Source organism: Streptomyces candidus (genome assembly GCF_014207445.1).
In the GTDB taxonomy this organism is placed as follows: Bacteria; Actinomycetota; Actinomycetes; order Streptomycetales; family Streptomycetaceae; genus Streptomyces; species Streptomyces candidus.
In genome coordinates, this window is record NZ_JACHEM010000036.1 from 1 (window position 1) to 20,128 (window position 20,128).

Below are 20,128 nucleotides of genomic sequence, written 5' to 3' on the forward strand. Positions count from 1 at the left end.
CCCGCGCGCGGGTCCGTAGGCGGCTTCGCCGCCTACCACCAGGGATCGGCTTCGCCGATCCCCTGACGGCGTTTCACGCCGTCGAGGGCTCCGCTTCGCGGAGCCTAACCGCCGTTTCACGGCGGTTGTGTGGGTTGCTCTGGCCGCTTCGCGGCCTCTGACCTGGGGTTTTGCCGCTTCGCGGCTTAGCTGGCTAGGAAGGGGCCCGGTGACCCCGACGGTTCCGTTTCCCTCGAATTTCGTTTCCATTTCCTCACCTCTCTTTATCGAATTCCCTTTACATTCATTACATAAAGGGCTTTGAATTATTCGTCAAGCATGGTGGTCGCCTCTTTATGAGGCACCTTTCTTTGGTGCTTCATCGGCTTTATAAGAATACCTCAACCTTTGTTTTTCAAACGGCCGTAGGCCGTTTTCCTTTGCCCCGCAGGGGCGGGCCCCGGCGCGAAGCGCCTTAGAGGGGCCCACCGCGATAGCGGCGGCCCGATAGGGCCGGATCTTTTCCGCCCCGTGGCCGAAGGCCACTTAGGGGGGCGGGTTTCCTTGCGGGCCCGCGAAGCGGGACCAGGCCGCCCGTGGCCGAAGGCCACTTAGGGGGCGGCCCAGCCCGGAGGGCTGTCGATTGGCCGCCCATTTGGGCACGGAAAAAGGGGTGACCATTCACCGGTCACCCCTTTTTCTTTTGCCTAGTCGTTACCTAGGCCGTTCTGTCATTCCATCATGTGGTCGAGCCACTCGGCGGGTTCCCTCCCCTCGATAGTCGGCCGGTCCTCGTTCCACTTGAAGTCATCGGGCGAGAGCTCGACCCCTCCGGCCTGGGCCATTTCGAGGTAGGGCTCGATTTCCTCGGCTCGTTCCTCGTCGAGCTCTGCCGCAAAGTGCATGAGGCCCGCGCTGATGATGATTTCCGGGGCACAGCCGTTGAGGCGGGCGAGGTGGAGCAAGTCGGCCAGGAGGTCCCCACCCAATTCCCCGAGAATATCGCCGTCCACGTCGAGGGTGCCGTCGAGGTAGTTTTGCCCGGTCTCCGATCCGAATGCTTTCAGTGCGGTAACCGCCCAGTGCGCGCGGGTCCTATTCGCCTCGGCGGCGCCGTCCGCGTAAAGGTCCGTCATTTCCTTTTCCCTGCCTTTCACTTGCCGTAGACGGTGATTGCGGCGCGGACCTTTTCCGCGTCGAGGCACCCGGGGTGCCGGAACGTCGACGGCGGGTTGCCGTTGCGCCCGCGCAGGTGGGACCAGTAGCGGGGGCCCTGCCACCCGCAGAGCTGGCACCGGAGGAACCACGGGTTATCGGCCCCGGGGTAGCCGCCGAGGGGGGTCCAGAGGAATTCGGCGAGTCCGTCCATGGCCTTGCATGCGGCCTCGGTGTTCCGGGGCGTGGCGGGCATTCGCGGGTGCAGGAGGGGCACCGGCCCGACGACTTCGCGGGGCGCGGTTTCCTGGTCCTCCTCGGCGTGCTGCGGGGTGATCTGCCGCAGCTCGTACATGGCGACGAGGTATCCGGCGGCGAGTTCCTTTCCGACGCTTCCGGCGGCGACTCGGATTTCTTCGTTCTGTCCGGCCGGGACGGCGTACCAAGCGCCGTGCCATCGGTAAATGCGGCCGATGTGCAGTCCGTTGAATCGGACCGGGTAACGGCATTCCTGGTTCGGGTCGCCGAGTTCGTATCGGCGCATTTCGTTGTTGGTCACTTGCTCCACCCCCACCAAGAACGGATTTCGTCGGCGCTCTCGCCGTAGTTCTCCTCGACCATTTCGGCGAACGAGGCGCCGGGGTTGATGAGGATCGTGATTGCGGCGTTCACGACGAGGTTGATTGCGTCCTCTTCGGGCTCGCCGAGGTTGATCTCGCCGAGGACCATTTCGGCACCCGCGTTGGCGGCGGTCCGAACGCTTTCCTCGGTGTAGCCGAATTCGGGCCGCTTGATCCCGAGGCGGCGCGCGTCGGTGTACTCCGCGAGGGATTCCGTCACGCTCCGCATGGAGTGGAGGCGGGCGTATTCCGCGTTCGGGCACTCGTCGGCGGTGATGAATTCCTCGATTGCCTCCATGAGGCAATCGAGGGAGTGAGCGGGGTCGGTGACGATGGACAGGATTCCGTTGCCCGAGACTCCCCAGACGTCCGTACCGTCGAGGTCGATATCCCGATGGTCGAGGAGGTCCCCACATTCTGGGCACTGGAACTGGCCGTCAGGCCGGATGTAGTAGGCGGAGAGTCCTCCGCAGTGCGGACAGCAAATTGGGTTCACTGAAAGCTCGCCTTTCGCGTAGCGCTTCCGGGGCGTGACCCAGGAGGCCGCGCGGCACGGCGCGTGCTTTTCGGCCCGGTGCGCGCCGAAGGCGCAGGGCCGAAAACCCTTTTGCCGGTGCGCGCCGAAGGCGCAGGCAAAAGGGCGGTCCCGCGAAGCGGGACCGAATCGCCGGTGAACGCGCCGAAGGCGCCCGGCGATTCGCCCGGAGGGCCCGCCAGGGCCCGCAGGGCGGCGCGCGGCGTGCCGTGTGGCACCCTGGGCCACGCCCCGGAAGAAAGGGCCCGTCAGGGCCTATAGGCCCTGCTGCGCCGCACCCTGCCGCGCCTTGCTGCGCCCCTCACTGCGCCGCACCCTGTCGCGCCTTGCTGCGCCCTTCGCTGCGCCCCGGCGCAGGAACGCGCGAGACCTCCCTCCCCGTGTGTCGGGAGGGAGGTCTCGCGCGTTCTCGGTGGCGGCGCCTTCCTACGCCGCTGCGCCCCGTTCGAGGATGCGGATCACGGCCTGTGCGCGGTGCTTGTGCTCTGGCTGGTCCCCGAGGAGGACGAGCACCGGCTCGGCTGTCTCGCGGGCGTACTCGGGGTCTTCGACGGCGAGCCGAAACCATGCGGCGTGGGCGTTGCTGATCACGCGTTGCGTCTCGTCCTCGGGGGCCCCTGCCTCGCGGCGGCGCTGCGCCGTCTGGACGAGGAGCTCCATTGTCTCGGCCCAGTCCTCTGACTCCTCGACCCGGCGCACAGTGAACGCGGCCCTCGTTGTCATGACGTTGACCGTGGGCGGTGCGAGAGGTCCGACGGCACCCGAGAGGGCGGTTTCGAGTTGGGCGGCGGCAACGATGGCTTCGACGAGCCGTCCCGCCTTCTCGTGAGCGACGAGCTCGGCCCAGGCCGATGCGTACTGCGGCGGGAGAGGTGCGGCCCACTCGGGCGGGACGGCGGCCGTGGCGCGGCCGGCATCCGGCGCGGCGGGTTGTGGTTCGGCGCGGGTCCGCCTTGCCGCTGGGGTCTCGGCGAGGGTCATGCCGGGCTCGGCCGCGGCCGGGGAGCTGGGGGTGGCGGGGGACGCCTGGGCGGGTGACGGTGGCGTGGGGTGTGGGCGGTTGAGCGTCACCACGTCGCCGTTGACGTCCACGATCAGGGGCCAGGCCGCCCCGTCGGCCTCCTTGGCGAGCACGCGGACGGGGCGGCCGTGAAAGGCCGCTTTGATCCGGACCTCGGCGAGGGCGCGGACGCGGGCCTCGGCGGCGTCGAGGCCCGGCTCGGTGACCTCTTCCCCATTGACCGCGGCGATGCCGTTCGAGCTCACGGTGATGGTGTAGATCGGCGTTGCGGGAATCTGGTCGGGGTCGGTGATTGTCATTGGTCTTTCTCCGATCTATCCGCCCTTGGGGAAATACGGTGGTGCCCAACCGACATATGTAGAGCCCCACTTGGTTTCAACTTCAGTGGCGGGTACGACGTCAATGTAACCCGGGCGGCGAATATCGTTGCTGGCGATTTTCCCGTTGCCGAGATACACAGCAACGTGTCCCGCTCGGCCGCCGGTCTCCCAGTACATGAGGGCACCGGGCGGCGGGTTCCGGGCCTTGTCGTGCTTCATGCTTGCCGGCATCTCGCGGTAGTGGTCGATGGCGTAGGGCACCCCGCTGAAACTCCAGCCGTACACCCTGGCAACGAACGCCAGGCAGGCGCGATACCAGTCCTTTCCGCCGTTCTTGGCCTCCTTCTCGGCCCACGCGATGGCGGCCTCGGTACTGCGGGGGTTCTTCACGTTCGCGGGCCATGGGGCGTCGCCGTCGTGGAAGGCGGCGCCGGGTTTGCCGGGGCGGTCCTTTGCGTCTTCCGGGTAGCAGCCGGGGTTGTCGCCCTGGTCTTCATTGCCGGTGCTGGTGTCGTCGCCCTGGTCCTGGTCCTGGTCCTGGTCCTGGTCGACGTTGCCGCCCTTGCCGGGGCGGTCGAGGTCGATGCCGGCCTCTTTGGCGATTTCCCGGGCTGCGTCCTCCTGGCCGTCGTACAGCTCGGGGTGAGCGGACGCCTGCACCGCCTGTGCAGCCTTTCCGGGGCTCATCGTCTCCCAGCCCTTTTTGTCGGTCAGGCCGTGTATGCCGTCAGTGGTGTTGCGGTTGGTGCCGAAGTAAAACCGGTCGGCCGCGTACTTCGGCTGCATGATCTGCGTTTTTGTGCCCCAGCCCTGGGACGGCCGCTGTTGGAAGAGGCCGATCGAGTCGAGGTGGCCGTGATTGAGGTTGAGAAGGGTCGACTCCTGTAGAGCAGTCATCAGGCCGATGAGCGTTGCTCGTCCGGACAGGCCGCCGTCGTCGGCCACCTTGTCGATGATCTTGGCATTCGCTATCTGGTTCTTCCGGATGTTGCCGGTCGGCTGCTGGGCGGTGCCTTCGCCGTAGTCGACGCCGGGTCGTCCTCGGGGACCGCAGGAGTCGGCGTACGCCTTCGCGCTGATGCCGGCACCGAAGATGCCGACGACGAACAGGAAGATCACAAACACCACTGACGCTATGGCAGCGGCCTTGATCTTGAGTCCGGTCCCGCCTAAACGGCCGATGGTCCGGACGGCGTCGCGTCCGTCCACTACAGCCCCAGGATTCGGGAGACGCGCCACCCGTCGCCGTCGCCGTTGGTCAACTCCACGTGTAGCACGGTGGTTTCGCTGTAGTCCTCGTAGCCCTCGACGTCCACCTTCGCCGTGGTCGTCCGCCAGACACGGACGGGGGTGTCCACCGGCAGATCAGTGCCGGCGGGCTTGACCTTGACCGCGCCCACGGTGGCCACTCCGCCGCGGCTCACGAGCTTGAGCCATCCCCGATCGGTGTGTCCGGCGAGGTTCTCGACGAGGGACGGTGTCATGTACGGCTCGGCCCGGAGAACACTCGCCGTGTGGTCCCCGTCCTCGGGCGGGTTGCGGGTGAGGTAGAGCCGTACGGCCTCCTCGGCGACGTGATCTGGCTTGCTGAGGTCGACGGCTGCCGAGGAGCTCGGCGACGGCGAGGAGTTGCTCGGCGCCGCCGCGGGCCCTTCCTTCTGGGCGCCAGGGCTCGGGCTCGCGGTGGCCGTGACGCGGTCGCCCGTGTGCCCCTCGCCCAGGAGGCTCGGCCACAGGAGGCGGGCACCCACGCCGAGGCCCAGGATCAGCAGCACGACGACCAGGGCCCCGGCCGGGCGGATGGGGTCGCGGCGACGCTCCTCTCGCACCCATTCCTTGGTGTGGCGGCGGACGCCCTCGCGGTACTCGCGTTTGGCCTCGCGGCGCCCGCGGCGGCCCTTGGTTTTCTTGACCTCCTCGGGATAGGAGAACGAGGCGAGGATCTCCCGCCACTCCTCCGGGGTGGGGTCGTCGTTCTTCGGCATATGGCTTACCCCCGTCGGGCGGTGTTCCGGGGCGCCGGGACCGCCGGGGCCGCTGTGCGGCGTGCCGGTGCGGTGGCGCGGGGCGGCGGCTGCGTGCTCCCGGTCGGCCGTGGGGGCGGACCGTTGGGCGTGCTGCGGATAACCGTCGCTTGGATGACTTTGGGCTCGCCCGCCCGTGCGGGCGGTGGAGCCTGCCGGAAGGCGTAGTTCGGGGCGCCGCCGCTCTCGGGGCGCATGACCGGTGTCGGGCCCGGCCCGACGGGCGGACGCGTAGCTCCTGCCGCTGCGGCGGGCCCTGCCCCGGCCGTGATCTCCTTGCCGCTGGGCAGGGCGGGGCGGGGCCTCGACGGGGCCGTGGTCTCCTTGCCGCTGGGCAGGGCGGGGCGGGGCCTCGACGGCTGCGGGGGCAGGGTGGTGCGGGCCTTGCCGGTGACGTCGGGGCGCTCCCGGTCGAGCGTGATGACCGGGCCGTCGGAGCGTCCGCCGGAAGTCGCGGCGCCGCTGCCGGGCGGGAGCGCTGGGCCCGCTTCCGCACCCGCGGTCGGAAGCGGGCGGGGTGCCGGCGCGGGTGGCCGGTGGCGCGGTGCGCGGGTGAGGACGACGTCCATGTCATCGGCCGCGCCGCCTCCTCCGCCGCCCGGGAGCTGCGGCAGGTCGTCGCCGCCCCCTCCTCCCCCGCCGCCTCGACCACGGCCGCGGCCGGGCAGGGTGCGCACGGGCTTGTGGTCGAAGTCGCGGCGGCTGGTGCCGCCTCCGCCTCCGCCTCGGGTCAGCATCTTGGCGAGAGCGAGGCCGCCGAGCATCCCAGATGTGGTGCCGCGGACGCCGAAAATCTGGGCCACGACCGCCCGGAAGTTCATCCCGACGATGGCGGCGGCGATACTCAGGCCGCTGGTGGGGAGCCATCCATACGCGTCGAACATCTGCGTCGTGGCGGCCTGGAGCGATAGGACCGCGCCGAGGACCATCGTTGCGATGAGGCTTTCGAGGGTCCGCGCGAGGAGTTGATCGAACCAGGCGAGCCCCCACTCGCGGGGGCGGCCGGGGATCACCCAGAGGCACGCGAAAATCACGCCGGTCAGCAGGAGCATGAGGGCGCCGAGGAGGCTCGCCAATGAGGTGAAAGCCAACATCAGGATGAGGGCAGCGAACAGGATAATGGAGATTAGGGCGGGGATAGTGACCATGATTCGGCCAACAGGACTGTGACCCTGACGCCATTTCACGGAGTCGGCGCCGACTGCGTCAGTATCGACGTTTTTCTTCAACCATTCTTTGCGCTTGTCCTTGTCGCTTCCTAGGTCCAAAAGTGCTTTGCCGTACTTCTCGCAGACCTCGAAAGAACCGAATTCGGCCACACACCACGGGGTCGCAACGTATGCGCGCCACACGGCGTCACTCGATTTACGGAGGGCGTCATCCCGCCCGTTTCCGCTGAATTTGGGCTTATGGCCAAGCTCGAAGGGGAAGTCCTCCGACCCGTCGCCGAGACCCTGCGACGTCGCGTTCAGCGTGACACTTGACCCGATCTGACGGGCGCTGTCGATGCCGCCGACCCAGGTTTGAGGGCTGGTCAGGAGCGAGACCGCGACCACGCCGGAGATCAGCACCCAGGCGATTTGCGACAGCCCCCCACCCCCGCCGCCCTTCTTGTGCTGGGCGAACGCCACCAGGCCGCCGACGGCGAGGGCGCTCGGTAGGAGCGTCGCGGTCAGGCCCTTCGCAGCCCCACCGATGCTCTTGGTGATGGCGTTCTCAAGTTCCGGGACGGTGGTCAGTTGGAAGATCCACTGCACGATCACGATGCACGCCGTACCGAGTACGGCGATCAATCCCATGCAGATATCGGCGATGGCCTCGGCCATCGGGTCGAGCACGTCTCGCTTACCGAAATCGGAATCGAGCTGCCACAGAGACGGGTTGCTGTAGGTCTCGTAGAGGGTGCCCTCCCCTTCGGGCACCTTGTTATCTGTGGACGGCATGAGATCGCCGATCCCCGTTGGGTCGATATCAGCCGCGTGCGCCTGTCCGGCGAACACCATCAATGTGGTGCAGGCGAACAGGACCGGGATCGCCACGGTCCGCAGCCGCGGCACGTTGTAGACGAGCACCGTTACCCCCCTGACAGGGCGGCACGGACCGGCGAGCCGTGCCCCACCATGTCGCCCTCTTGTACGTCCTCGTCCTGGTCGACGAGCCAGGCCCCGCCGTGCCGGACCAGGCGCAGCGCGCTGCGCGTGGTGGTGGCGTTCTTGTCGGGCCACTGCACGGTGTAGGTGACGAGCACGCCGTACCCGGCCGGGTGGTCCTCGACCGCCGGGACCTCGACGACGTCCGAGGCTGAGACGGGACCGGTATCGGCGCGGTCCGGCCCGGTGGGTGTGCGGGATGCGACGGGTTCGGGTGTCGAGCCGTCGGCATACGTCGGCGGCGAGATGGACGGCGAGGGGCTCGACAGCTCACTCGGGGCGGCGCGCCGCGGCTCGTCCACGGTGAACCTGGCGGCGCACTCCTCGACTGTGCCGTCACGCATCCGGGAGGTGCTGAGTGAGCACGCGGTATGCCAGTCAAGGCGGTTGGCGGCCTCCTGGTAGCGCGTGGCCACCTTCACGAGCGCGTCATCCTCGGGGGCCAGCTGCCCGCCGGCACTGGTGTTGCTGGCGCTGCCCTTGACTCCGCCGTCGTCACCCGAGGAGCACCCGGCAAGGGCGAGAACACCGGCGGCCAGTACGGCGGCCGTCGTCTTACGCGTCACGCGTCCACCTTTTCCATGGGTACTTCGTCAACGGACTGGTCGGCCGCTTTGGGTGAGGTGTCGAGGAGGGCCAGGAGCTCGGCGCTCGGTACGTCCCACTGGACGGTGGCGCAGGAGAACCGGCGGTCACGGATCACGCAATGACCGTGCCGGATCTCACCATCGGGCAGGAGGCCGACGGACTGAATCAGGGCGCGGCTGTGGGCGTCCTTGGGCAGGCTGAGGAGCTCGGCCAGGGCGTTTTGTTGCTCGCGGGTGGTGAGCTGGAAACCGGCCACGGTAGTGAGCTGTTCGAGGACGCCGACCATGGATACGAGGGATTCCGGGTCCTGCGTGTCCAGCAGGAGCGACGTCGCTAGGGCCCTACCCACTCGGGCGATGTACTGCAAGAACGATGAGCCTTCCCGCGTCGCTGTGAGGACGTGAACCTCGGGGACCGCGACTACTTTGCGCAGGCCTCGCAAATCTCGGCGGCCTGCGGTGGTGACGCCGAACGCCAGCATTGAGTGCATGAGGGCGACGGACAGCCGCTTCATGGGCGTCCAGTCCCGGCGGCCTTCATCGGGCTGCGGCAGGGATAGGCCCGGCATCTGCACGACGAAAATCCCCGGTTCGGGGTTGATGGGCGCCCCGGCCCCGGTCGGGCGGCCCATGAACGGCGCTCCCAACGCGTTCTGTGCGAGTTCGTAGAGGGCCTCGCCCGCCTTGCGGCCGAGCTCGTCGTCCATCTTCCGCAGGTACTCGATCACCTTCCAGGTGGCGGGGTCGCCCTCGGCGATGACAGCGTTCACCGCGCGGGTGATGGGCGTCTCGGCCCCGGCCTCGCGCAGCCACTCGGGGATGGCAACGCTGAGTTGCGCCGGCACTTCACCACGGGCGACGTCGACACCCTCGGACGCCAGGAGTGTGAAGAGGTCGACGGCCCCGGCGAACTTGGGGCCGGTCTCGACGAGGTGAGCGTTCAAGCCGTAACGGCGGGCCGCGGTGACCAGGCCGCCAAGATCCCCCTTGAAGTCGAGCGCGAGGGCATAGCTGCCGCGGAACCCGGCGTCGAGGAGCGAGAGCATCATCGCGGTTGTTTTACCTCGTCCGGACCGGCCGACGAACGCCGTCGTCGTCGCGTCGCCGCGGTCCGACCCGGCCGTCACATCGTTGCGGAATACGCCGGGCGTGCTGCCGGTGAGGTATCCGACGATGGGGCCGCGGTCGTCGCCCACTTTGGCGCCGCCCCACCACCAGGAGCCGGACAGGGCCGTTACGTCGCGGGTGTGACCGAGGTCGGGCACGCGCAGTTGGTCGCCCGGCTGCATTTCGAGCCAGAGCTCGCGTTGCTCCTCCTCGCCGACGGTGACCTCGATCCCGACGCCGCCGTAGTACGTGATTACCGCGTCAATCCGGGCGCGCAGGTCGTCGAGTGACGTCTCGCTCGTCACGATCAGCCGGGGGTGATCCTCGACGAGGGTCACGTCCTCACGCCGCATGTCGCGGGTGAGCTCGGCCATGACGTCTTCGGTCTCCTCGATGTCCCGGCCGGGGTCCTCGGCCGAGGACTTTGAGGCGCTGCGGCGCTGTTCCTTGGCCAACCTGCGGGCTTCGTCAACTTTTTTGAGGGCGTCCCGCTTGGGCATCACGCGGAACCGTACGGACGCCTCGGGGCTGACGGGCTGGATGAGCGCGGCCGGGTCGAGGTCCGGGTCGAGGCCGTCCTCGTCCACGTCCGGCACGTAGTTGATCTCGGAGAGGACGCGCAGCCACTCGCCGTTTCCGGGGCTCTCCATCTGCTCGGGGAACCCGGACATGGTCAGCACCGACACCCAGGCCGTCACGTCGCCGTACGCGTCGACCACCCGCAGGTGGTCGGGGTGGGGCAGGATGCGCCCGCGTGTCAGGGCGGCCAATTTGGCGCCCGCGATGACGCCGGCACGCGGGGTGGGGAGCGGCGTTCCGCGGTGCTGCTCGCGGCTGATCATCCATGCCAGCATCTCGACGGATGCTGGCTGCGTCTTCCATGGGGTGGACTCCAGCCGTCGGCCGAGGCGGCGCATCTGCGCATCGAGCCGGGCGAGTTCACGGGAACCGACGGTCGAGGAGTTGAGGCCGAGGCCGCCCTCGACGCCTCGGCGGCCGAGCTGCTGCGCCTGCCCGGTGCGCTCGGTGAGGCGCACGCCGAGGAGGAGGTGACGCGTGGGCAGGGCGATTTGTTCGAGGCGGCCGACGCGGATTTGTGCCCACTCCTGCCAGTCCCCGGCGGTGAACATCTCGGCGGCCTCGGCGGCGTAGTCCTCGGCGTGCAGGGGTGACCACACCACCCGGAGGTGGCAGTCGTGCCCGGCGAGGGTGCGCGCGAGGGCCGAGTTGGCGGCGTCGAGTTCGCCGTCGCGGGCCGCCTCCGACATGAGGTCGGTATTCGAGGAGGCGAGGACGTACCACGCTTCCGTGTGGCTGTCGGTGATGACGAGGCCGTCGGCCAGGGCGACGTACTGCGGCGGCATCGCCGAGCGGTCACCGCCCACCCCGAGGAACGTCCCGACCTTCTGTAGCACCTTCACGATGTGTTCCCCCTGTACTGCTGCATTGCCTTGCGACCGTGCGCCTTGCCGACGGCGTCAGGGCCGTACAGGCGAGGGCGTGCGGAGAGTCGGACCGGGGCGCCGGCACCGGTCGGGACGGAGTCCTCGGCGCCGAGCCATCGCTCGACGAGCGGGCCGAGCGGCGACTCGGCGAGGAGCTCGGTCTTACCGGCCCACCGGGCACGGCGGCTGATCCATTCGCTTCGGTTGGCGGCACGGCGCCCGGCGCTGATGATCGGCCGGTGGCCGAGGACGAGGTACCGAATCCCGATGCTCCACCGGGTGATGTTCCATCGGCGCTCGACTACCGGTGATCGCTGCGTGCCGTAGACGGCGGTGATCAGCGGGGGCAGGAAGTAGAGCGTAAATGTGATCTTGGACGGGAGGCCGAACAGGAGCAACAGGGCGCCGGTCCACAGTGCGTAGAGCACGAGCCCCAGGACGAGGGCGCGGCGCGGCGCCCCCTCCCCGAGGTCCATCCCGAGCAATTCGTGTTGTCTGGTTTCCAGGTCGAAATGCCTGGTGTACGTGTGCCCTACGCGCATCAGGCGGTTCCCGCCACCTTGCCCCAGACGCCGGTTAGGACCCCCTGTACGGCGTCGGGGGCCCAGATGATCGCGCCGACGAACACGGCGGCCACCCCGAGGGTGACCATCTCTCCCCATTCCTTTTTCAGGAAGTGTCCGAGGGCCCTGACTGCGAGAAAAGCGGCGAAAAGGTTGCCGACGACAATAAGAATCCAGTCTTTGAGCTCCGCCCCGGTGGTGAGTGGCGCGGCGAGCTCAACGAGGCGGTGCACAGGTTCCACGGGTTCCCCCTTGTACGTGAATGGGCAGGCTAGCCCGGAGTTATGACGAATGCTCACGATTTATGAGCTGGGGACATGATGAGTCAGGCCGACCCGCCGCGGACGTCGTCGACCTGCCAACGGTGGGCGTCCGACGTCGAAACCCGCGTGATGGTCACGCGGTAGACCTGCTCGACCGAGGCCCCGCCGAGGGACCAGGAGACGAGGGCGGTACCGGTGCGGCTGTCGCCGCGTCCGGCGTCTGCGGACCAGGAGACGAGCCCCTTGTACTCGACCCCGGCCGGAAGTGCCGGCACGGTCGCGCCCGGCGCCGTAACGGCGTCGATATCGCCTGCGGCGTACGCCGAAAAGAACTTGTCGACGGCGGCGTTGGTCTGCGTGCTCAATGCCGGATCGGTCTCTGTCGTAGGCGTGTCCGGCGCCTCGGGCCCGTGCTTGGGGATGCCGACGAGGCCGGGCCGCCCCGTGACAACGATCTCCCCGGCGGACTCGGCAACCGGCACGTCGAGGCCGACCCATCGGGCCGCCTTCTGGACCGGGGGCGCCTTCTTCTTGTCCTTGGCGGGCCCGGCCTCGACCCCGGGGCGGACGAGGACCTCAACCCGTACGCGCGCCTGGGCGTTCTTGGTCTTGGTCACCGCCCCCGGCTGCACGGCTAGGACGTCCTGGCGGCCGTTGCCGTCCCATCCCATGGTGGCGTCGGCGTCCGGGGGCAGGACGGACGCGAGGAGCTGCTCGCGCTCCTCGGCCTTGTTCTCGTCCCACCCGAGGTAGGCGCGGGCGAACCTCGCAGCGACGGCTTGCGCCGCCGCATCGGGGTAGGCCGCCTCGGCCTTCACAGCGGGCGCCTGGGGTGCCGACGCCTTCGGCGGAATGAACCAGGCCCGCACTCCGGTGACCGCGGCGAGGACAACCACGAACCAGACCAGGCCCCGGCCGAGGCGCCTCACGAACACAGCGCCCGACCGTTCGTCCTGAGGTGCCCACGGGGTGCCCGAGGAAGTTCTCGACGGCGCGGGCCGCGTGCCGTTCCCGGTTCCGGTGGCGGTCTGCTGCCGCAGCTCGGCGCCCGCGGACTCCCATGGGTTCACCGCCGGGGGCGGTGTCGCCTCGCTCCGCCGAGGGGCACCGACCGCCCGTTTCTCGCCGGTCCCGTCCTTGCCGGTTGGCTCCGGCAGGCCCATGACCTTTCGGGCGATGGTTCCCAGCGACACCCGCAACCTCCCCCGCAACTAGGCCCACTTGGGCACATGCAGTCACTCGACGATCGACCATATGCCGCGTTGGATCACAGCGTCAAAGAAGTTGGTAACGGCTGCGGTTCGGCTCTGACGTGGACGTCCGCGGAGGTGATCCAGGGCGCTAGAGTGCCGCCCCACACAGCTAAACGAGACGGGGGGCTGAACGGGTGCGCATGCGCCGTGGGCGGCTGCGGAACCTGCGCAGAAATCGCGGGATGACGCAGGGTCAATTGGCCGCCGCTTTGGGGTGTTCGCGGGCTGCGGTATCGACCTGGGAAACAACGTGTCGACTCCCCCGCCCTGACCGGCTGCAACTCCTTGCGAGTGTTCTTGGTGTCCCGGTCTCCGAACTCATCGAGGACGGCGAATCTCCCTCACTGGTGTCTCTCCGCCTTACCGCTGGAATGCTCGCAAAGGACGTAGCCCGCGTACTCAAGGTGTCTAAATCAACTTACTGTCATGTCGAGCGCGGTCGACAGAAAGTCCCGCCGCGCTGGTTCCCGATCCTGTCTAGAACCTTTGGAGTACCGGCGGAATTGTTGTCCTCATTAAGAGAGGCGCCACCCGCCACGAACGCGGATGGGGGCGCCGAGTGACCGCTCGGCGCCCCCGTCCGCGTTTCTTTCTAGGCCCTCTCGAAAGCCTCGTAGAAAGTTTTCCACTCTTCCGCACAACGCCTCTGGATAGCATCAATTGCGGTTCCGGCACCGGCATACAGAATTACGCCGGGAGGGTCAGGGTCGGTCCGCAGGGAAACCCTTTTGAAAAGGTTTTCTGCGTGCTCTGCTGCATCAGCGATAAACGCGTTTGTCCTCATGTTGCCGACGAGCGGGATAGGCCAACACATGCGCCATCCGCTACCGACGAGAACAGGAGCGATATCCGCGTACTGATCGGCCGAGCATGCACGGATGCGGCCGTGAACCAAATCGACCGAGAGGAAAGCCGCCTTCTCTGATTTCAGGTCGGCACCCTCCTCGGCGAGATAGCCGCGGGCGATCTCTTTTACGTGGGCCGGGTCAGGCACTCGAGGCCCCCTCGTTTTCCTTGTCCGCCTCGGCGCTCTTTCGCGGCGGCGGCGCGGTGTTGTTCTTGTCCTGCCACGCCTGCCATTCCGCAAGCCAGGCCGTGAGCTCCTCTTCGCTGTAAAAGGAGGTCTGCCCGTCGGTGATGCCTTCCGGGGCCTTGATGCCGCGCTTTTCGCCGCGCTTGAAATACGTCCGGATGGTGCTCGGCTTGTGGGGGATGATGCCGCGCTCAAACGCCTGGGCGAGGCTGTACGTCTCGACGACGGCCTCGGCCTGGTCCTCGTCCTCGGCGGGGACGAGCTCGGGGCCGGCACCTGTCGCGCTGCCTGTCGCGCCCCCTGTCGTGAGGGCTGGTGTCGTCTGCTGTGAGCTGGGCGAACCCCCCGCGATCCCCCTCGCGGACGCGGAGCCGACAGGGGGGAGGGCCGCAGGCCCGTACTTGCCCCCCGGAAGGAACGCGGCCGTCGCGGCGGTTGCGTTGACCTCGTCGAGGACCTCGGGGGTAATCCACGGGGCCATGGCGCCGGCATCGAACCATTCCGGGGCCTGCTGGCACATCGAAAGGAAATTCCCGACTTCCGGCGTGATATAGCTCGGCTGAATTTCCCGAACGTACAGGTAATCCGCGTCGGGCGACTTCCGCTGATCCGAGTAGGCACCCCGGCCTTGCACTTCCGTGTCGTACCCGAGAACGGGCGTGCTCTGCCCGAATGCCACGCCCCACGAAACGCGGTCCTGCTGTCCGACTGCGATCTTCGTGCCGATCTGGGCGCGTTCCATCGTGCCGCCGAAAAACGCGTTGGCGAACTGCTGTGTTCCAACGACGACGCGGTGATTCGAGGAACGTCCTTGCAGGAGGATAATCGAAAGCCAGTCAAGGAACGGAGGTGTGCCCTTTCCCTTGAGACCGTAGCGCCACCACGTATACGCGAACTTGATCAAGGTCGGCAATTCGTCGATTACAAGTGTGCGGGGTACGAGCTGGGCCCGAAGTGCTGGATCGGCCCCCTTTTGCATTGCCGCTTCGGCCGCCATCATCGATGTGAGAAATTCCGCGAATGCAGCGATACATTCGCGCACCGTCTTGTGAATGCGGACGCCCGAATAACCTTCGGCCTCGACGAGGCTGTTCCGCTTCGTGTCGAGAATGTCAATCAGTTCGCCATTCATCCGGCCATGCACGACGGGAATGTAAAGCACCGTCGACTTACCCGAACCGGTAGCACCGGCCACACCCCAATGCGGCGTAGCGGACTGCGTCTGAATGACGGCGTCGACAATCGAATCCCCCTCGATTGCGAGGCCGACGAACACGCGGCGCGGGTCCCCCGTCCACTTCCACGGGACGTATTCGGGGAGAACAGGTTTCGGCGTGGGCTTCGGCGCGGGCGTCCACTGGACGTAATGCTCCCGGCCGGTGCGCTCCCACTTGGGCACCCATTCACCGGGAACCCGCTCCTCGATGAGGCGCTCAATTGCCCCGACGGCCTCGGGTCCGCCGATCCAACTCGCCGGAATGCGCAGCACGATTCGAGCGCCGTCCGCGCGGACGTCATCAGGGACAGAGAGCCAACGCGCCCGCGGTTCCGTGTCCTCCATTCGGAGGATCTGCCGCGCGGCCACCCAGACACCGGGCCCGTAGATTTGCCCATCTGTCCACACGGGACGGATACGCCACCACCCCAGAGCGGCCGGACTGGTGAGGGCTGCAATGAACGCAGTCAACGCGATGACGCAGAGGGCGAGTTCAGTCCCGGCGGGAAATCGCCACCACCCCCAGGCGAGCGGGAGCGGGGCGAGGCGAGCCACCGAGCGGGCGGCATACGGCCACCGGGACCAGGCCCGCAGAACGCGCCAGATGCCCGCGAGAGCGCCGCCGAGGAGTCGCACCGGGGCGGTGGCGGCGCGGCGGGCTTTGGACGGCTTGTCGAACGAGACGGCGGTCGGGGTGCCGGGACGCGCGCCGAGCTGCTCGACGGGCGTCTCGGTGGCCCTGTCGTCGGGCAGGGGTGCGCCTGCCCTCCACCACGTCGCCTCGCTGCGGGCCTCCCCGGTGAGCTCGCGGCCCATGACGTACCGGCCGATGCCGGCGGCGACGGTGCCGAAGAACTGTTCAATGCTGCGGTTGAACCTCTCGCGGTCTCCCGGGCTGCCCTGGTTGGCAAGCACCGCGACGACGACCAGTGCGGCGAACAGGCCGCCCCCGCCGAGGCCGAGCACGCCGCCGGGTAGTCCGTCGACGAGGCCCCTCGGGTCTAGCGCTTCCACGTCTCCCCCTTTCTGTCCCGCACGCCCCGCGGGGCGTGCCCTGTGATCCTTGCGCACGGCCGCACCGGGGCGCCGTCGGGGTTTCACCGGGCACAACGCGCGCCCGGCTCCTGGGAGCCGGGCGCGGAGGGACAGACACTCAGGAAGGACTCACCTCACGGCCTGGGCTGGAACGTCCATGTCACGGCTGCTTCCCTGTCGGCAAGGCGTCGAGGGCGAGTTGCCACGGGAACTCACGGGGCCTGCCCTGGCCCGGCGGACGCGGTACGTATTTGCCCTCGCCGAGCACCACGTTTACGCCTGCCTCGCGCAGGGTTGCGATGCTCCGCTCAAATACGGGGTGGCGGGCCTGGGCAGTGTTGAAGCTCGGGAGGGCAACGATCGGCTTGCCGAGTCCGATGGCCTCGGTAATCAGGCCCAGGGCGAGAGTGTCCGCGGCGCCCTGGGCCCACTTGTTCAGCGTGTTGAAGGTGGCGGGCGCAACGAGGAACGCGTCCGCCGCGGGCAGTACGTCGGCCTCGGAGGGGAGCTTGTAGGAGTGGCGTACGGGGTGGCCTGTGAGCTCGCGCAACTCCTCGATCTCCCCCTCGGCGTCCTCGACAGCCCACCGGTAGGCGGCCGGGGTCAGGATGAGGCAGACGTCCCACCCTGCGGCCTGGGCCGCGCGGATACCAACGGAGACATGGCGGGCGGGCGGTGCCGCACAGGCGACTAGGTACAGAGTTCGTCGATTCACTCGGTCAGTCCACATCGGCCCGCGAGAGCCTGCAAGCGTCCCTCTGCGCTACCTGCGCCCAAGAGCCGCAGGTCTTCAACTAGTTGCTTGGTCCGGGGTCGACAGATGACTTCCTCTTTGGCCTCCCGCTCGGCGTCGAGGAGGGTATCGACGGCCTTCGCGCGGCGGCCTACCTGCTGATAGGCGCGGGCAAGGTCGACGAGGTGGTGAGCGCGCCGTTCACGCGGCAGTGCCGCACGGGCGGCGGCGGAGATGTCCCCGGCGGCCGTGACGGCGTCCTCGCCTTTCGAGAGCTGCACGGATGCCGCGACGCGATACAGGCCAACGTTTGTGGCGCCGAAGGAGGTCCACGTCTGCGCGCCGAACGCCGGCACCCCGCCGCCGTCGCCGAGCTGGGCGGCGTAGTCGTCGGCCTGGTCCAGGTAGATGGGCACGGCCGTTGCAGTGCGGGTGTCGGGCGCAGACTGGGCGGCGGTTGCCTGAGCCATGGCGGCTTTGAGGTAGAGCGTCCCGAGGACCGACAGGCCGTCCGCACCGGCCGTCAGCAGGTCGGACGTAAGGCGGCCCGCGGCGGCGACGGCGAAGGCTTGAGCAGCCGGGGCCTGGCCGTGGTGATTCATCGCATCCGAGAGATGACATGCGGCGAGGCCCATCATCACGGGATCTTCGGAACGCTCCGCCGCAGCAACGGCCCGGTTACCGCACTGGGAGGCAAGATCCGGGGCCCCGAACTTGATCGAGGCCGATTCGGCGAGGTTGAGCGTCATTGACAACACCCGGAAAGCGCCGAGCTGTTCGTCACCGTCATGCCGAGCGGCGGCACGGTTGGTGTCGATTAGGAGTTGGGGGACCGCGGTACCGAGGGAGGCGTATTTGCCTGCTTCAAAGGCGCTGCGAGCGTGTACGAGCCTGTTCCGCAGCGTCTCGACAGGGAGGGGATCGGCGTCGTCACTGTCCACCGTCCCGGTGATCACATCGTGGCGTTGCAGCACGGTTCGGATGGCGTCGAGCTCGGCGGCGTCGAGGCACTCCCGGCCGGGGGCGTCGGCGAGGAATGCCGCCAACGGCACGGTGAGGACGGCGGCGGCGCGTTCGAGGACAGAGAGACGGGGGTCGGTCTGCCGCTTGCCGCCTTCGAGATCCTGCACCCATCGGCGGGACTGGCCCATGAGCGATGCGAAGTCGCTTTGCGTGATGCGGCGGCGCTCGCGCCAGTAGGCGACGCGGCGCCCGATTCCCTGTGTCTTCTCCATGGCACTTCTCCGGGCCGAGAACAAGGCACGCACAGTGCGTGCCTACTTTCCGTTGTACGCCTCTTACGGTCCGAATATGGCCACTCCCGAGAACGCCCCCCGGTGGGCCGACTTCCTCAACCCCGATGACGAGACGCTCGACCGGCTGCGACATGCCGGCCGCGGCGCTACGTCCCTCGTCGCCGTCGGAACCCCGTGGGACACCGTCGGTGGTCAGTGGGAGGCCCTCGCTATCGCCCCCCTTGAGCGCGGTCTCGCGGCGCTCGACGTCCTCGCCCTGCCCTTCGACGGCGGACATCCGGTGTTCGCCGATCTCGCGCGGAACGAGCTTGTTGTCCTGGTGCCCGCAGGGACCGCGATCGAGGGCCCGCAGGGCGTACGCGCTCTCAAGCCCGGGACGTACCTCGTCGTCCCGCACGGACCAGCGGGCGGGTTCGTAGCGGCGTGGCTTAGCCGCCCAACGCGCGGTTGCACGCGCTACGTTGATGCTGTCCGAGTGCGCGAGGCCGTCCTCGTCGCCGAGACCCGGCGCGTGAAACACGCTCGCGCCCGTTGACCCCGTGCGCGGCTCCTCCCCCCGTGGGAGCCGCGCACGGCCCCCCGCAGGCCCCCGAAGCCCGCGCCTTGGCTCCGGGGCCTGTCAGTTCGGCGGCGCCTCGGCGCCGTACCCTGGTCCGCGGCGGCCCCCCGGTGATTCACCCTCCGGGGGGCCGACCTTCTGCCCCCATCGACCCTTATGGCTACCGCTCCTGTTCTATGAGCTGGGGACATATGGATCTGCGGACCAACGCACGCACAGTGCGTGCCCACATCGGACCCGGCGGCCCTTAACGTCCGAACATGGCGCATTCAACGAACGGAACACCCCCGGACCGCGGCCCCGCCGCACATCTGCCGACCACCCGCCGACTCGTCGAGGACGGCGTCGAGCTCCTGCACCCGGACCGCACGCCCCACTTCGCACACGATCTCGTGCGGTCCCTCGACGAGGCCAGTCAAGCGGTTGGCGCACTCCGAATCGACCCGTCCAGCGACGTCACGGTGAGCGCGCTCACCGCCTTGGTGTGCACGGGCACGACCTGGGCGGACGCCCTACAGGCCGCCGCCGACGTCGCCCGGACGTCGCCCGGCCTCGAACCGCATGCCCTATCCCTGGCCCGGGTGCCGGGCCCGGTGGTGGGCCTGTGGGAGTACCAACTCACCATGACGGTGAGCTCTCGCGACCCGCAGACCGGCGACGACGTCGCCCCCGTCCACCATGGCGAGCGGATGAGGTGACTCGGTGAAGGCGACCTACCGATTCCGTGACTACGGAATCACCCCGGACCTCTTGGGCCTGCCGGATCATCAGGCGGTGTGCGTGTCCGGCGACGACAGCGAGTGCGGCACCGAGTGCGGCGCGGACTCAGGGCTTTTGCAGGACGGGGACGCACTCACGCGGTGGATGGCTAAGCACACCCGCGACACCGGACACCGTCGATTCCGGGCGGCCCAGTGGGGATACGCCTTGGTGGAGCCGGGCGCATGGAAGCGATGACCGGCGAGCAACTGCTCGACGAGCTGCGAATACCTGACGGGCGGCGGCATGAACTGTGGGAGCGTGCTGAGCGTATGCGGCTCGGTGTCGACCACGCGCGGGCCGTCCGGGCGGCCTTGGGCGACGAACGGGCCCGGCGTACGAACGGGGGCCCCGCGTAGGACTCCCCACGCACATACGGAAGCGCCCGACCCCTGCCGGGGTCGGGCGCTTCCGTATGTGCGTGGGGGGTCCAACCCCGGGGCCCCGGGAGTTCGCCCGGGCCGGTGGGGGCCCCACGGCGCCCCGACGGCCCGCCCCGGGGGGGCCCCCCGCCC

General features: G+C 68.4%; 21 protein-coding genes. 5 read left to right on the forward strand and 16 right to left on the reverse strand.

Annotated elements, in window-relative coordinates; genetic code table 11:
* Positions 1 to 710: 710 nt before the first annotated feature.
* The 12 genes from HNQ79_RS32145 to HNQ79_RS32200 form a co-directional block, all read right to left on the reverse strand.
* Positions 711 to 1,115: a hypothetical protein gene (locus HNQ79_RS32145; protein ID WP_185036521.1), complete on the reverse strand. Its 405-nt coding sequence runs from the start codon at positions 1,113 to 1,115 to the stop codon at positions 711 to 713.
* Between the two features lie 17 nt (positions 1,116 to 1,132).
* A complete protein-coding gene (locus HNQ79_RS32150; protein ID WP_185036522.1) occupies positions 1,133 to 1,693 on the reverse strand; it encodes a hypothetical protein in 561 nt (186 codons plus the stop codon).
* The gene (locus HNQ79_RS32155; RefSeq protein ID WP_185036523.1) at positions 1,690 to 2,250 is read right to left on the reverse strand and encodes a transposase; all 561 of its coding nucleotides are present in this window, start codon (positions 2,248 to 2,250) and stop codon (positions 1,690 to 1,692) included. The genes HNQ79_RS32150 and HNQ79_RS32155 overlap by 4 nt, the downstream gene beginning before the upstream one ends.
* Before the next feature lie 465 nt (positions 2,251 to 2,715).
* On the reverse strand, positions 2,716 to 3,609 hold the full coding sequence (locus HNQ79_RS32160) for a hypothetical protein (protein ID WP_185036524.1): 894 nt from the start codon (positions 3,607 to 3,609) through the stop codon (positions 2,716 to 2,718).
* A 15-nt stretch (positions 3,610 to 3,624) separates the two neighbouring features.
* A complete protein-coding gene (locus HNQ79_RS32165; protein WP_185036525.1) occupies positions 3,625 to 4,839 on the reverse strand; it encodes a C40 family peptidase in 1,215 nt (404 codons plus the stop codon).
* On the reverse strand, positions 4,839 to 5,615 hold the full coding sequence (locus HNQ79_RS32170; protein ID WP_185036526.1) for a hypothetical protein: 777 nt from the start codon (positions 5,613 to 5,615) through the stop codon (positions 4,839 to 4,841). The genes HNQ79_RS32165 and HNQ79_RS32170 overlap by 1 nt, the downstream gene beginning before the upstream one ends.
* A gap of 5 nt (positions 5,616 to 5,620) precedes the next feature.
* Positions 5,621 to 7,726: a hypothetical protein gene (locus tag HNQ79_RS32175; RefSeq protein WP_185036527.1), complete on the reverse strand. Its 2,106-nt coding sequence runs from the start codon at positions 7,724 to 7,726 to the stop codon at positions 5,621 to 5,623.
* A 2-nt stretch (positions 7,727 to 7,728) separates the two neighbouring features.
* Positions 7,729 to 8,370, reverse strand: coding sequence for a hypothetical protein (locus HNQ79_RS32180; protein ID WP_185036528.1), 642 nt, complete (start codon positions 8,368 to 8,370; stop codon positions 7,729 to 7,731).
* Positions 8,367 to 10,919: an ATP-binding protein gene (locus tag HNQ79_RS32185; RefSeq protein WP_185036529.1), complete on the reverse strand. Its 2,553-nt coding sequence runs from the start codon at positions 10,917 to 10,919 to the stop codon at positions 8,367 to 8,369. Before HNQ79_RS32185 ends, HNQ79_RS32180 begins: the two co-directional genes overlap by 4 nt.
* On the reverse strand, positions 10,916 to 11,485 hold the full coding sequence (locus tag HNQ79_RS32190; RefSeq protein WP_185036530.1) for a hypothetical protein: 570 nt from the start codon (positions 11,483 to 11,485) through the stop codon (positions 10,916 to 10,918). The genes HNQ79_RS32185 and HNQ79_RS32190 overlap by 4 nt, the downstream gene beginning before the upstream one ends.
* Positions 11,485 to 11,748 carry a hypothetical protein gene (locus HNQ79_RS32195; RefSeq protein WP_221508362.1) on the reverse strand — a complete coding sequence of 88 codons (264 nt, stop codon included), beginning with the start codon at positions 11,746 to 11,748 and terminating at the stop codon, positions 11,485 to 11,487. Before HNQ79_RS32195 ends, HNQ79_RS32190 begins: the two co-directional genes overlap by 1 nt.
* An 83-nt stretch (positions 11,749 to 11,831) precedes the next feature.
* Positions 11,832 to 12,704, reverse strand: a complete 873-nt coding sequence (locus HNQ79_RS32200; RefSeq protein ID WP_185036531.1) for a conjugal transfer protein — start codon at positions 12,702 to 12,704, stop codon at positions 11,832 to 11,834.
* 458 nt (positions 12,705 to 13,162) lie between these two features.
* On the opposite strand from HNQ79_RS32200, the gene HNQ79_RS34880 reads away from it, so the two are divergent.
* On the forward strand, positions 13,163 to 13,585 hold the full coding sequence (locus HNQ79_RS34880) for a helix-turn-helix transcriptional regulator (RefSeq protein ID WP_373312632.1): 423 nt from the start codon (positions 13,163 to 13,165) through the stop codon (positions 13,583 to 13,585).
* 29 nt (positions 13,586 to 13,614) lie between these two features.
* Here HNQ79_RS34880 and HNQ79_RS32210 read toward each other — a convergent pair whose 3' ends face one another.
* From HNQ79_RS32210 to HNQ79_RS32225, 4 genes are all read right to left on the reverse strand, one after another.
* Positions 13,615 to 14,016 carry a hypothetical protein gene (locus HNQ79_RS32210; RefSeq protein WP_185036533.1) on the reverse strand — a complete coding sequence of 134 codons (402 nt, stop codon included), beginning with the start codon at positions 14,014 to 14,016 and terminating at the stop codon, positions 13,615 to 13,617.
* Complete coding sequence (locus HNQ79_RS32215) at positions 14,009 to 16,285, reverse strand: type IV secretory system conjugative DNA transfer family protein (RefSeq protein ID WP_185036534.1); 2,277 nt, start codon at positions 16,283 to 16,285, stop codon at positions 14,009 to 14,011. Before HNQ79_RS32215 ends, HNQ79_RS32210 begins: the two co-directional genes overlap by 8 nt.
* A 181-nt stretch (positions 16,286 to 16,466) precedes the next feature.
* Positions 16,467 to 17,021, reverse strand: coding sequence for a flavoprotein (locus HNQ79_RS32220; RefSeq protein WP_229923761.1), 555 nt, complete (start codon positions 17,019 to 17,021; stop codon positions 16,467 to 16,469).
* Entirely contained in the window at positions 17,018 to 18,274 is a 1,257-nt protein-coding gene (locus tag HNQ79_RS32225; protein ID WP_185036536.1) for a helix-turn-helix domain-containing protein, read from the reverse strand. The genes HNQ79_RS32220 and HNQ79_RS32225 overlap by 4 nt, the downstream gene beginning before the upstream one ends.
* Before the next feature lie 76 nt (positions 18,275 to 18,350).
* On the opposite strand from HNQ79_RS32225, the gene HNQ79_RS32230 reads away from it, so the two are divergent.
* The 4 genes from HNQ79_RS32230 to HNQ79_RS32240 all read left to right on the forward strand — a co-directional run bounded on the left by HNQ79_RS32230 (position 18,351) and on the right by HNQ79_RS32240 (position 19,972).
* Positions 18,351 to 18,830 carry a hypothetical protein gene (locus HNQ79_RS32230; protein ID WP_185036537.1) on the forward strand — a complete coding sequence of 160 codons (480 nt, stop codon included), beginning with the start codon at positions 18,351 to 18,353 and terminating at the stop codon, positions 18,828 to 18,830.
* A 284-nt stretch (positions 18,831 to 19,114) separates the two neighbouring features.
* Complete coding sequence (locus HNQ79_RS32235; RefSeq protein WP_185036538.1) at positions 19,115 to 19,552, forward strand: hypothetical protein; 438 nt, start codon at positions 19,115 to 19,117, stop codon at positions 19,550 to 19,552.
* Positions 19,553 to 19,556: 4 nt separating this feature from the next.
* On the forward strand, positions 19,557 to 19,811 hold the full coding sequence (locus HNQ79_RS34985) for a DUF7848 domain-containing protein (protein WP_444545299.1): 255 nt from the start codon (positions 19,557 to 19,559) through the stop codon (positions 19,809 to 19,811).
* On the forward strand, positions 19,799 to 19,972 hold the full coding sequence (locus HNQ79_RS32240; RefSeq protein ID WP_185036539.1) for a hypothetical protein: 174 nt from the start codon (positions 19,799 to 19,801) through the stop codon (positions 19,970 to 19,972). Before HNQ79_RS34985 ends, HNQ79_RS32240 begins: the two co-directional genes overlap by 13 nt.
* Positions 19,973 to 20,128 lie beyond the last annotated feature (156 nt).